Annotated in this window: 11 protein-coding genes; 8 read left to right on the top strand and 3 right to left on the bottom strand. The window is 53.2% G+C overall.

The features are described from left to right. The first annotated feature begins 179 nt into the window (after positions 1–179). From OGX99_RS16075 to yfaU, 6 genes are all read left to right on the top strand, one after another. Positions 180–722: a YfaZ family outer membrane protein gene (locus OGX99_RS16075; RefSeq protein ID WP_151219908.1), complete on the top strand. Its 543-nt coding sequence runs from the start codon at positions 180–182 to the stop codon at positions 720–722. Between the two features lie 79 nt (positions 723–801). Then, the gene (locus tag OGX99_RS16080) at positions 802–2,004 is read left to right on the top strand and encodes a nicotinamide mononucleotide deamidase-related protein YfaY (protein WP_151219907.1); all 1,203 of its coding nucleotides are present in this window, start codon (positions 802–804) and stop codon (positions 2,002–2,004) included. A gap of 218 nt (positions 2,005–2,222) precedes the next feature. After that, positions 2,223–3,005: an IclR family transcriptional regulator gene (locus OGX99_RS16085; RefSeq protein ID WP_151219906.1), complete on the top strand. Its 783-nt coding sequence runs from the start codon at positions 2,223–2,225 to the stop codon at positions 3,003–3,005. A gap of 13 nt (positions 3,006–3,018) precedes the next feature. Further along, complete coding sequence (gene rhmD / locus OGX99_RS16090; RefSeq protein ID WP_151224754.1) at positions 3,019–4,224, top strand: L-rhamnonate dehydratase; 1,206 nt, start codon at positions 3,019–3,021, stop codon at positions 4,222–4,224. A 56-nt stretch (positions 4,225–4,280) separates the two neighbouring features. Next, the gene (locus OGX99_RS16095) at positions 4,281–5,570 is read left to right on the top strand and encodes an MFS transporter (RefSeq protein ID WP_187258673.1); all 1,290 of its coding nucleotides are present in this window, start codon (positions 4,281–4,283) and stop codon (positions 5,568–5,570) included. Between the two features lie 25 nt (positions 5,571–5,595). Next, entirely contained in the window at positions 5,596–6,399 is an 804-nt protein-coding gene (gene yfaU, locus OGX99_RS16100; RefSeq protein ID WP_187253447.1) for a 2-keto-3-deoxy-L-rhamnonate aldolase, read from the top strand. A 43-nt stretch (positions 6,400–6,442) separates the two neighbouring features. Here yfaU and glpC read toward each other — a convergent pair whose 3' ends face one another. The 3 genes from glpC to glpA are packed head-to-tail and all read right to left on the bottom strand — an operon-like array spanning position 6,443 to position 10,507. Continuing rightward, the gene (gene glpC / locus OGX99_RS16105; RefSeq protein ID WP_151219902.1) at positions 6,443–7,633 is read right to left on the bottom strand and encodes an anaerobic glycerol-3-phosphate dehydrogenase subunit GlpC; all 1,191 of its coding nucleotides are present in this window, start codon (positions 7,631–7,633) and stop codon (positions 6,443–6,445) included. Then, the gene (gene glpB, locus OGX99_RS16110; RefSeq protein WP_151219901.1) at positions 7,630–8,889 is read right to left on the bottom strand and encodes a glycerol-3-phosphate dehydrogenase subunit GlpB; all 1,260 of its coding nucleotides are present in this window, start codon (positions 8,887–8,889) and stop codon (positions 7,630–7,632) included. The genes glpC and glpB overlap by 4 nt, the downstream gene beginning before the upstream one ends. Further along, positions 8,879–10,507 carry an anaerobic glycerol-3-phosphate dehydrogenase subunit A gene (gene glpA / locus OGX99_RS16115; RefSeq protein WP_187258675.1) on the bottom strand — a complete coding sequence of 543 codons (1,629 nt, stop codon included), beginning with the start codon at positions 10,505–10,507 and terminating at the stop codon, positions 8,879–8,881. The genes glpB and glpA overlap by 11 nt, the downstream gene beginning before the upstream one ends. Before the next feature lie 270 nt (positions 10,508–10,777). Between glpA and glpT the strand changes: the two genes are divergently transcribed. Together glpT and glpQ are read left to right on the top strand one after the other, a co-directional pair. Then, positions 10,778–12,136 (top strand): glycerol-3-phosphate transporter, encoded by a 1,359-nt coding sequence (gene glpT / locus OGX99_RS16120; protein ID WP_151219899.1) that lies wholly within the window; start codon positions 10,778–10,780, stop codon positions 12,134–12,136. A gap of 3 nt (positions 12,137–12,139) precedes the next feature. Next, a complete protein-coding gene (gene glpQ, locus OGX99_RS16125; protein ID WP_151219898.1) occupies positions 12,140–13,207 on the top strand; it encodes a glycerophosphodiester phosphodiesterase in 1,068 nt (355 codons plus the stop codon). Positions 13,208–13,311: the final 104 nt, after the last annotated feature.

Here is a 13,311-nt window from a genome sequence, read left to right on the forward strand (position 1 = left end):
TCAGGGGTACACAATGATACGTTTTATACAAAAATTTAACATTATCTCGTCTCATTAAGTAGTATTTAGTTACAATATGGCAGTGCATCGCTTTTTTAGTTCATTGATTCCTTGCCATCTGGCAGTACAATCCCTCGGTTTTGGGGCTATGTTTTGATTTTTGCTTGAAAGGATAGAAAATGAAAAAAAGTTTAATGTTGGGTTTTGCCGGCATGCTGTTTGTTTCTGCGTCGGCGAGCGCAATTAGCATTAGTGGCCAGGCTGGCGAAGATTACACCAACCTTGGGTTCGGTATGGGCACCGAGACTACGGGGCTGGCCGTCAGTGGTAACTGGATGCATAACGATGACGACGGCGATGCAGCTGGTCTGGGGTTAGGTTTGAATGTTCCACTCGGTCCGCTGTTGGCAACGGTGGGTGGGAAAGGCATTTATACTAACCCGAATGATGGTGATGAGGGTTACGCGGCGGCGGTCGGTGGTGGTTTACAGTGGCCGATTGGCGACAGCATCCGCCTGTTTGGCGAGTATTATTATTCTCCCGATTCGCTTTCCAGCGGTATCGACAGCTATGAAGAGGCTAATGCCGGTGCACGTCTGACCATTATGCGTCCGCTGAGTATTGAAGCCGGTTATCGCTACCTGAACCTTGCTGGTAAAGACGGCAACCGCGATAACGCGATTGCTGATGGCCCGTACGTTGGGGTTAACGCGAGTTTCTGATTTTTCCGGCGCGGCGTTCAGTCGCGCCTTCCCCCCTCCATGCGTTATAGTGTTTTCATCATAAAAGCAGGAGAACACGATGTTAAACGTGGAGATGCTATCCACCGGGGATGAGGTGTTGCACGGACAAATTGTCGACACCAATGCCGCCTGGCTGGCCGATTTTTTCTTTCATCAGGGTTTACCGTTAACACGTCGCAACACAGTAGGTGACAATCTTGACGATTTGGTCGCCGTTTTGCGTGAGCGTAGCGAACACGCCGACGTACTGATCGTTAACGGCGGTCTGGGGCCGACCAGCGATGATTTGAGCGCGCTGGCGGCGGCAACGGCAAAAGGCGAAGGGCTGGTGTTGCATGAAGCCTGGCTCGCCGAGATGGAACGTTATTTCCGTGAACGCGGCCGCGTGATGGCACCAAGCAACCGCAAACAGGCTGAGCTTCCCGCCAGCGCGGAGTTTATCAATAATCCAGTAGGTACTGCATGCGGGTTTGCCCTGAGGCTTAACCGCTGCCTGATGTTCTTTACGCCGGGTGTACCATCAGAATTTAAAGTCATGGTTGAGCATGAGATCCTGCCGCGTTTGCGTGAGCGCTTTTCACTGTCTCAACCCCCGCTATGCCTGCGATTAACCACCTTTGGCCGCTCTGAAAGCGAGTTGGCACAAAGCCTGGATCTGCTGACTTTGCCACCGGGCGTAACAATGGGGTATCGCTCGTCGATGCCGATTATTGAGCTGAAACTGACCGGTCCGGATTCCCAACGTGAAGCGATGCTGGCGCTGTGGCCTGAGGTGAAAAAGGTTGCCGGGCAAAACATGATTTTCGAAGGTACGGAAGGCTTGCCTGCGCAAATTGCCCGCACGTTACAGGAACGGCAATACAGCCTGACGCTGAGCGAACAATTCACCAGTGGTCTGGTGGCGCTGCAGCTTTCGCGCGCAAATGCTCCGCTGCTCGCGAGCGAAGTGGTTCCGCCCCAGGAAGAAACGCTGGCGCAAACAGCGCACTGGGTAACCGAGCGACGCGGCAACCATTATGCGGGGCTGGCACTGGCGATATCCGCGTTCGAAAACGAACATATTAACTTTGCGCTGGCAACACCTGATGGAACGCATGCCTTACGCGTCCGGCTGAATGCTAATCGCTACAGCTTGGCGATTCACCAGGAAGTGTGCGCGATGATGGCACTGAATATGCTGCGCCGTTGGCTTAACGGACAGGATATTGCCAACGAACATGGCTGGATCGACGTGGTGGAATCCCTGACGCTGCCTGCCTGATTTATTCTCTCTCTTCTTTTTGTTATGGGAAGGCGCCCTGGCCTTCCCATTATCAGTCCAACCTGTTGTACTCCCAACAAAAAAATCTGTGCGTTAGTTCACAGTTGTACTCGATTTTTCTCCAGCCTACTGGAAGAACGAGAGGATTTGATGCGCTTCACAATTTTAACCACTTTAACCTACCACACTGATTCCAGTATCTCAGACTGGAGTCCAGTATGTTGGAATCAAGTAAAGTTCCCGCGCTCACCAGGGCGATCGAAATTCTCAATCTCATTGCGCGTATCGGCCCATGCAGTGCTGCTACGATCATAGAGACGCTGGGTATACCAAAAAGTACCGCTTACCTGTTACTCAACGAACTTAAACGTCAGCGTTTTATCAGCATTGATCATCAGGAGAATTACTGCCTGTGGACCAAGTTGGTTGAGCTGTCGGGGCACGCTCTGAGTAAGATGGATTTACGTGAACTGGCACGTCCACGGTTGACACAACTGATGGATGAGACCGGGTTACTTTGCCATCTGGGGATCATTGACCACGAAAGCGCGTATTACATCCTGAAAGTGGAGTCGTCATCCACTATTAGCGTGCGCTCCCACGAGGGGAAAAGTCTTTCGCTCTATCGCTCTGGGATCGGCAAGTGTCTGCTAGCCTGGCAACCTGCCGCCGTACGTAAAGCCATTATTGAACAACTGATATGGGAACAGGCAACGCCAACCACTATCACCAGACCACAGCAGTTGAATGACGAGCTTGAGCGTATTCGTCAGCGTGGATGGAGCTTTGATAATGGCGAAGATTACCCCGATGTTCGCTGCGTCGCAGCGCCTGTTTTTAACGCTAACAATGAACTGACCGCAGCAATTTCGGTGGTCGGCACGCGTCTGCAAATTAACGAAGAGAATCGTGACTATCTGGCCGGGAAAGCAATTGCCTGCGCCAGGGATATTTCGCGCCTGCTGGGATGGAAAAGTCCCTTCGACTCACTCGCTTCATAAAAAGGAGAACATCATGACCCTACCTAAAATTAAACATGTCCGTGCCTGGTTTACCGGTGGCGCTACAGCAGATAAAGGCGCAGGCGGTGGTGATTATCACGATCAGGGCGCTAACCACTGGATTGACGATCATATCGCCACGCCAATGAGTAAATATCGTGAATACGAGCAATCACGTCAGTCTTTTGGCATCAACGTGTTAGGAACGTTGATTGTTGAAGTAGAGGCTGAGAACGGGCAGACCGGTTTTGCCGTTTCGACGGCAGGGGAGATGGGCTGCTTTATTGTGGAAAAGCATCTCAATCGTTTTATCGAAGGTAAATGCGTTAGCGATATCAAACTCATTCATGACCAGATGCTCGGTGCAACAATGTATTACTCCGGCTCTGGTGGTCTGGTCATGAACACCATCTCGTGCGTAGATCTGGCGTTGTGGGATCTGTTTGGCAAAGTGGTGGGGTTACCGGTCTATAAGTTGCTGGGTGGTGCGGTACGAGACGAAATTCAATTCTACGCGACGGGCGCGCGTCCGGATCTGGCGAAGGAGATGGGTTTTATTGGCGGTAAAATGCCAACCCACTGGGGACCGCATGACGGGGATGCCGGGATCCGCAAAGATTCGGCAATGGTTGCTGATATGCGCGAGAAATGCGGTCCTGATTTCTGGCTGATGCTCGACTGCTGGATGAGTCAGGACGTGAACTATGCCACCAAACTGGCTCATGCCTGTGCGCCACACAATCTGAAGTGGATCGAAGAGTGTCTGCCTCCGCAACAGTATGAAGGCTATCGCGAACTGAAACGCAACGCTCCGGCGGGGATGATGGTCACCAGCGGTGAACATCACGGAACGCTGCAATCCTTCCGCACGCTGTCTGAAACTGGCATCGATATTATGCAGCCGGATGTAGGCTGGTGCGGAGGGTTAACCACGTTAGTAGAAATTGCCGCTATTGCGAAATCGCGTGGCCAACTGGTGGTGCCACATGGCTCATCAGTTTACTCACACCATGCGGTGATCACGTTCACCAACACCCCGTTCAGCGAATTCCTGATGACCAGCCCGGATTGCTCAACGATGCGTCCGCAGTTTGATCCTATCCTTCTTGACGAACCCGTGCCCGTCAATGGCCGCATTCATAAGTCAGTGCTGGATAAACCGGGATTTGGCGTCGAGCTTAACCGCGACTGCAATCTGAAGCGCCCTTATAGCCACTAATGACCTGTGCGTTGCCTTTTTCACGGCAACGCCCTCATTTTTTTGAGGATTTTTCTATGAGTACCACGTTACTTGACGGTGTGGTGAAGAAAAACCGTGCCCGTTTGATTCCCTTTATGCTGGCGCTGTATGTGCTGGCGTTTCTTGACCGCTCGAACATTGGGTTTGCCAAAGAGACCTATCAGATTGATACCGGCCTGAGCAATGAAGCTTATGCATTGGGAGCAGGAATTTTCTTTGTGGTTTACGCCTTTCTGGGCGTTCCTGCCAACTTGTTGATGCGTAAATTTGGCGCCAGAACCTGGATTGGTACCACCACGTTGCTGTGGGGATTTCTCTCTGCGGCGATGGCATGGGCGGATACGGAAGCGAAGTTTCTGATTATCCGTACTCTGCTGGGTGCGGCAGAGGCGGGCTTCTTCCCCGGTATGATTTACCTGACATCGCAGTGGTTCCCCCAGCGCAATCGCGCCAGCATTATGGGCCTGTTCTACATGGGGGCGCCGCTGGCATTAACCCTGGGATCGCCGCTGTCTGGCGCGCTGCTTGAGATGCACGGTTTTATGGGACATCCGGGGTGGTTTTGGATGTTTGTTATCGAAGGTTTATTGGCGGTAGGCGCAGGGGTTTTCACCTTCTTCTGGCTTGACGACACGCCGCAGCAGGCGCGTTTCCTGAGCGCTGAGGAAAAGGCTGCGCTCATTAGCCAACTGGCGAGTGAAGAGGAGAAAAAGGTGACGTCGCGACTGTCGGATGCACTGCGTAATGGTCGTGTCTGGCAACTGGCGATTATCTATCTGACGATTCAGGTCGCAGTGTATGGCTTGATCTTCTTCTTGCCCACTCAGGTTGCGGCATTGTTAGGGACAAAAGTTGGCTTTACGGCTTCAGTCGTGACGGCGATACCGTGGGTCGCGGCGCTGTTTGGCACCTGGCTTATTCCCCGCTACTCCGATCGCACTGGCGACCGACGTAACGTTGCTGCGCTTACGCTGCTGGCGGCCGGGATTGGCATTGGCCTGTCCGGGCTGGTTTCACCAATACTGGCGATCGTGGCGCTCTGCGTCGCGGCGGTCGGTTTCATCGCCGTACAGCCGGTGTTCTGGACGATGCCAACGCAACTTCTTTCCGGCACAGCGCTGGCGGCAGGGATTGGTTTCGTCAACCTGTTTGGTGCTGTAGGCGGGTTTATTGCTCCTATTTTGCGCGTCAAAGCCGAAACGTTGTTTGCCAGCGATGCGGCAGGACTGCTGGTCCTGGCGGGCGTCGCGATTATTGGCTCGCTTATCATCTTTACGCTGAGTGTGAACCGTTCGGTTTCACAAACCGGCGCTGCGCATCATTAATCTTATCTACGTTGTAAGGATCGTTATGAACGCATTGTTATCAAACTCTTTCAAAGAAGGATTGTTGAGAGGAGAGGTCCAGGTTGGCCTGTGGCTCAGTTCGACCACCTCCTATATGGCGGAGATTGCCGCTACATCAGGCTATGACTGGTTATTGATTGATGGTGAACATGCGCCGAATACGGTGCAAGATCTCTACCACCAACTCCAGGCGATTGCGCCTTATTCCAGTCAACCGGTGGTACGTCCCGTTGAGGGCAGTAAAGCGTTGATTAAGCAGGTACTGGATATTGGTGCGCAGACGCTGCTGATCCCAATGGTCGACAGTGCAGAGCAGGCGCGTCAGGTGGTTTCCGCCACTCGTTATCCTCCGCTCGGCGAGCGTGGCGTTGGTGCCAGCGTGGCGCGAGCGGCGCGCTGGGGGCGTATCGACAAGTATATGGAACGGGCCAATGAATCACTCTGTCTGCTGGTTCAGGTCGAGAGTAAAGCAGCCCTGGATAATCTGGATGCGATTCTGGACGTTGAAGGTATTGACGGTGTCTTTATTGGCCCGGCGGATCTTTCTGCATCACTGGGCTATCCGGATAACGCCGGACACCCGGAGGTGCAGCGGATCATTGAACAGTGCATTCGCCGTATCCGCGCAGCCGGTAAAGCCGCAGGATTCCTCGCGGTTGACCCGGCAATGGCGCAAAAATGTCTGCACTGGGGCGCGAACTTTGTCGCTGTAGGCGTTGATACTATGCTTTATACTGAAGCGCTGGATCGCCGGTTGGCAATATTTAAGCCGGAGAAGACTGCACAAACGTTAAAAAGCAGTTACTAATATCAGGCCCGATGGTGTAAGGCTATCGGGCCTGATACAGCGCTTAACTTAGCGCTTTTGCTAACAGGGTAATGGGATGCTCACAACGAAGGCTTGTCGACATCTCAATCTGCCATTTACAGGTTTCGCAGTCGGTGACGACGATATCCGCGCCGCTTTCTTCAATCTGACGGAATAACGGTGCGCCAATAGACTGTGAAGTCGGGTAGTTTTCCTTTTTAAAGCCGTAAGTCCCGGCAATCCCGCAGCATTGAGAATCCAGCACCGTCAGCTCCAGCCCCGGAATTTTTCGCAGCAGTTCCAACGTGTAGAGTGTCCAGCCCATTTTCTCCATGTGGCATGGCGTGTGGTAGACCACTTTCAGCGGCAGTGTTTTCAGCGGTAGCGTTTTGCCTTCATCCAGCTTGCGCCACAGCCAGCGGGTTGCCAGCTCAATGTGTTCGCGTAGGCCTGCGTTATCGACGTCCAGCACTTCCGGATATTCATCGCGTAGCGCAAAGGTGCAGGTTGATGAAGTGGCGATCACTGGAATGCCTTTGCCGTCAATCGCTTCCCGGAGCGAGGCCACGTTGCTCACCGCCTGTTTACGTGCTTTATCGGTAAAGCCGTTGGCAATCAGCGGTACGCCGCAGCACTTCTCTTTGCTCAGCAGTTGAACGCCGGTTCCCATGGCGTTGAGCACCTTGATCAGATCTTTACCGAGCTGTGGATGGTTGTAATTTACAAAACAGCCGTGGAAAAAGGCGACCTGATCCTGATACTGCGCTTGCTGGGCGGCAACGCTGCGATACCAGCGGCGGAAGGTGCCAAAAGAGTATTTCGGTAGCGTACGGCGATGATCGATTTTTAGCGCGTAATCCAGCAGCTGGCGTACCGGTTTCAGTGACGTAGCCGTGTTCACTATCGGGGCGAAGGGTGTGGATACGCTACCCATTAAATCGGTATGGCTTAAGACAAAGTTACGTATAGACGGACGCGTCGTGTCGTATTTGGCGCGTGCGCGTTGGATGATATCGCCAATTTTCACATCTGACGGACAAGCCACTTCGCAGCGCTTACAGTTGATACAGTATTTCAGCGCATCGTCATATAACGCGCCATCTTTCAGACGCAGACGTTCTCCGTCCGGGCCAGCCTGTTTAGGGCCAGGGTAGTTTGGATTGACGCGACTAACCGGGCAGGCGGTGGTGCACACCGTACATTTGATACAACTTTCAAAACGTGTGTCGCTCATTGCTCACCTCCTGCACGTTTCGCAATATGATGTGCGGCATGTAAGGCGCTTACTGCGCACACGCCGCCTCCGCAACCCTGGGCGATGGGATCGAATCCGCCAAGAACGGAGCCGATGGCATACATATTATCTATCGTTTTTCCCGCCAGTGACGGGCGTAGGGCGGCATCGGTTGTGACGCCAAACTGTTGCCATGGCTGTGGGTCGAAGACATCACGTTGATACCATTCGGCGCGGGTGGCAGTTTGCTGCACATCCAGTCCGAGGATCGGTTCGTAGATAGCCTCTCGGGTGGCGACCAGTCCGCTGCTGAAGAAACTGCCGCTGGCGAGCACGGCAAAACGTGGTCGCAAGGGAATATCGGCATGGTTACGGGTCCAGATTTCGCTGACTACGCCATCCTGACAGGTTATTTTTTTCACTTCATCGCCTGGCATCCAGACGCCGCCCTGACGCACAAACTGGCGCTGTAATTTGTTGTGCAAACGCATGCCCAGTACCGAAGGTGGTAGGGTCGGTAACAGCGACAGCGAGCAGGGAAGGCGTTCATTCAGCCACTGCCAGAGCCGCTCATCTGCCAGACCGAAGCAGGCTGGCATGATTATCATGTCGCAGGTTTTTGCTATTGGCAGCAGTGCGTCATAGAGTAGCGACCATTTATCGTCGTTATCCAGCAGACGCGCAATGTTGACGGCGCGAAACTCGGTCGGGTTATCACGCAGGACATCCAGCTCAGGGAGATCGATTTCTGCCGTTTCGACGCTGAGATTGCGCTGGCGCAGTGAGGCTGCGGCGAGATGCGCCTGAAAATCCAGTAAACCACTAATACCCACAACGCAGATACGATCTGCGGACAGCGGCCAGACCGGAACTTCTGGTGAGCTTAACCAGGTTGAGCGCAGGGTTCCCAACGGGGTTACGCGTTGATGTGACTGAAGTACCTTGCCCTGCAAATGCGTGCCGCAATCTTCCAGCAGATTTTGCGCCTGCTGGGCCAGGTCCAGGACATTGTTCGTGCCGATGATGCTATATGGATGCGCGGGTGCCTGAGTGCGCAGCGTATTCAGACCCACTTCTATGTCGGTCACGGGTTGGCCATCGGGCAAGTTGCTGAGCAAATCCAGTGAGCCGGAGGAAAAATGCAGGGCGCTTTGGCCGCGAGTGACGATCGTGCAGCGCAAACCGCTTTTTTGCAGTTGCAGGCCGCACAGCAGGCCGGCCAGGCCGCCGCCGATAATGACGGAATCAAATTTCATCCTGGTGCTCCTTTTCCAGACCGCACAATCCCTGATAGACCCAGCGCGTGAATTCGCTTTCGCGCAGCGCATCTCCCCAGGCAATAGGTTGCACGCCTTTCCAGCGTTCGTTGAGGAAATCGGAAAGCTGGGTAATAGATTGTGCAGCGGTGGTGACATTAAAACGTTGCAGCAAACCTGCGGCGCGGCAGGCACACAATTCGCCCTGGCAGGTCCCCATTCCTACACGGGTACGGCGACGCAAATCCAGCAGGCTGTTGACGGTTAAATTTTCGACGGCGTATTGCACTTCGCCCGCGGTGACCGCTTCACATTCACAAACCAGGCTGCGGTGTTGGCGACCTTCGCTTAGCCACGCCGGAGTACGATCGCCATGACGATAGACCGCCGATCCGCGCAGTGGTGCTGGTAACGAAATGACGCGTTTAAGCGTATGCTCGGTAGATTCCTGTGAGCCAGGTAACGCGGTGGCTGCCGTTGTGCAAGGTTCGGTATTACCCAGCTTGCGGCAAACGGCATCTGTAGCCCACTCCGCCATCAGGCGGTAGGTCATTAGTTTGCCGCCGGTAATGGTGATAAACCCCTCCAGTCCGTCACGCTGTGCGTGATCGAACAGGACAATCCCACGGCTGACGTTACGACCGGTCGGATCGTCGTCACTTGCCACCAGCGGACGCACGCCGGAGTAGGCGCGTAAAATGCGCGTTTTCGCCATAATCGGCGCGAGTTTCTCGCCTTCACGCAGCAGAATGTCGACTTCTTCTGCGGTAACGCGGTTGCTGTCGATATCGTCGTAATCAATGTGCTGCGAGGTGGTACCGATCAATGAGATGGTATCGCCTGGCACCAGAATATCGGCGTCAGAGGGTTTACGACAGCGGTTGATGACATGCTGGTTAATCCGATGATCCATAATCAGCAGCGAACCTTTCGCCGGGAACATACGGATACTCAGATCGGCATATTCCGCAATGCGCTGACCCCAGATCCCGGCAGCGTTCACTACAACTGGCGCATGCAGAGACTGCATCTCACCCGTCAGATGATTGCGCACGTTAACGCCGCACACCGTCGCGCCTTCGCGAATGAGTCCTGTCACTTCATGCGCTGTCAAGATAACCGCACCATGCTCGCGCGCATCCAGCATATTGGCAGCGGTTAAGCGGAAAGGATCGACTGTGCCGTCCGGTACTTTTACTGCGCCAATCAGCTGTGGATTGACTGAAGGTTCGATAATGCGCGCCTGTTTAGGGTCGATCGCTTCGGCGCGGATACCGGCCTCTTCACAGGCGCGAATAAAGGTTGCCTGAAAGGAGAGTTCATCTTCCGGCAGGGTAATAAACAGACCGTCCGTCGGCTCAACGCAATGGCGGGCGATACGTTTCAGGATTTGGTTTTCGCTGATGCACTCACGGGCAGATTCAGCGTCGGTGACGGCATAACGCGCACCGCTGTGCAGCAGGCCGTGATTACGTCCGGTCGCACCTGTGGCGATATCGTGGCGCTCCACTAAGATGACGCGCAACCCGCGCAGCGCACAATCGCGTGCGATCCCTGCACCTGTTGCTCCTCCACCAATGATAATCACGTCACTTGTTTGCGAGTCGCGAGTTTTCATTGTTTTTCCTCACAGTTCGTTTTTTATCATTTAGCCACATAAAAAACATGGATTGTTTGATTTCGCGCATAATCGCTCATTATTCGAAAATGAAACGTGATTTCGTGCGCCTTTATGAACATTTGTCATAAATCTGTAACAATATGTGCTGCGTTTCACATTTTTGTTATGTATCTTTCCTTAACATCGCGGCCACACTGGGAGCGGTAGGGTAGTAATGACGAACTGCAGTGTTTACTTCGAATGAGAGACGGCCACGGAGGCTACACTATGTTGAGTATTTTTAAACCAGCGTCACACACGGCGCGTTTGCCTGCAGCGGAGATCGACCCGACATATCGTCGATTACGTTGGCAGATTTTTCTGGGGATTTTCTTTGGTTATGCCGCGTACTATCTGGTACGTAAGAACTTTGCCCTTGCGATGCCGTATCTGGTTGAGCAGGGGTTCTCGCGTGGCGATCTGGGTTTTGCGTTGTCCGGTATCTCCATTGCTTACGGATTTTCGAAATTCATCATGGGGTCCGTTTCGGATCGCTCGAATCCGCGCGTTTTCCTGCCAGCGGGTCTGATACTGGCTGCGGCAGTGATGTTGTTTATGGGCTTTGTGCCGTGGGCGACATCGAGCATTGCGATTATGTTTGTGCTGCTGTTCCTCTGCGGATGGTTCCAGGGGATGGGGTGGCCGCCGTGTGGTCGTACCATGGTGCACTGGTGGTCGCAGAAAGAGCGTGGGAGCATTGTTTCCGTCTGGAACTGTGCGCACAACGTGGGCGGCGGTCTGCCTCCTCTGTTGTTCCTGCTCGGTATGGCCTGGTTCAATGACTGGAAAGCGGCGCTGTACATGCCTGCTTTCGGTGCGATCGTCGTCGCGCTGTTTGCTTTTGCTATGATGCGTGATACGCCGCAGTCCTGTGGCCTGCCGCCTATCGAAGAGTACAAGAACGACTACCCGGATGATTACAACGAGAAAGCGGAAGAAGAGCTGACTGCGAAGCAGATCTTCATGCAATACGTACTGCCGAACAAACTGTTGTGGTACATCGCTATCGCTAACGTGTTTGTTTATCTGCTGCGCTACGGCATCCTGGACTGGTCACCAACCTACCTGAAAGAAGTGAAACATTTCGCACTGGATAAATCATCCTGGGCGTACTTCCTGTATGAATATGCGGGGATTCCTGGCACGCTGCTGTGTGGCTGGATGTCGGATAAAGTCTTCCGTGGAAACCGTGGTGCGACTGGCGTGTTCTTTATGACGCTGGTGACGATTGCGACCATCGTCTACTGGATGAACCCGGCAGGCAACCCGAACGTGGATATGGCTTGTATGATCATCATCGGCTTCCTGATCTATGGCCCGGTCATGTTGATTGGTCTGCACGCGCTGGAACTGGCGCCGAAAAAAGCGGCGGGGACGGCGGCTGGCTTTACCGGTCTGTTCGGTTATCTCGGCGGTTCTGTGGCCGCGAGCGCCATTGTCGGCTATACCGTTGACTTCTTCGGTTGGGACGGCGGCTTTATGGTGATGATTGGCGGTAGCGTGCTGGCGGTTATTCTGCTGGTAGTCGTCATGATTGGCGAAAAACGCCACCACGAAGAGATGCAGCTCAAGCGTAACGGGGGCTAATAGATGAAAACCGCATTGAAAAGTCTCAGCGTGGCGCTGATGCTGGCAGGTATGGTTGTGAGCAGCGCGGCAGTTGCAGCAGATAAAATTGTGATTGCGCACCGTGGTGCCAGTGGTTATCTGCCAGAGCATACGTTACCTGCGAAAGCGATGGCCTATGCTCAGGGAGCGGATTACCTGGAGCAGGATTTGGTGATGACCAAAGACGACCATCTGGTCGTCCTGCATGACCACTATCTTGACCGTGTCACCGATGTTGCCGAGCGTTTCCCGGATCGTGCGCGTAAAGATGGGCGTTACTACGCTATCGACTTTACGCTGGATGAGATTAAATCGCTGAAATTTACCGAAGGCTTTGATATCGAAAATGGCAAAAAGGTCCAGACCTACCCAGGGCGTTTCCCGATGGGTAAATCTGATTTCCGTGTGCACACTTTCGAAGAAGAGATTGAGTTCGTTCAGGGATTAAATCATTCAACCGGTAAAAATATCGGCATTTACCCGGAAATGAAAGCGCCGTGGTTCCATCATCAGGAAGGGAAGGACATTGCGGCTAAAACGCTGGAAGTACTGAAAAAGTACGGGTACACCAACAAGAACGACAAGGTTTATCTGCAGTGTTTTGATGTCGCAGAGTTAAAACGTATTAAGAATGAACTGGAACCGAAGATGGGGATGGATCTCAATCTGGTACAGTTAATTGCATATACAGACTGGAATGAAACTCAGGAGAAAAAGCCGGACGGCAGTTGGGTTAATTACAACTACGACTGGATGTTTAAACCGGGTGCCATGAAGCAGGTTGCACAGTATGCGGATGGCATTGGGCCGGACTACCATATGCTGGTTGATGAGAAGTCGAAGAAAGGCAATATCTCATTAACTGGCATGGTACAGGATGCGCATCAGAACAAGATGGTGGTGCATCCGTATACCGTTCGTGCCGATCAGTTGCCGGATTACACCACTGATGTAAACCAACTGTATGACATTCTGTATAACAAGGCGGGCGTTGACGGGCTGTTCACCGACTTTCCCGACAAAGCAGTGAAATTCCTGAATAAAGAGTAATGGCATAAGGCTTGTGATGCACCTCCGGTCACAGGCCTTATTGGACGAAACGTTATTAACTGCTAGATAAGGCCGTCTGCTGTTAACGTTTCCCTACATGCCTG

It is taken from the genome of Citrobacter sp. Cu096 (assembly GCF_030332285.1).
Lineage (GTDB): Bacteria > Pseudomonadota > Gammaproteobacteria > Enterobacterales > Enterobacteriaceae > Citrobacter > Citrobacter meridianamericanus.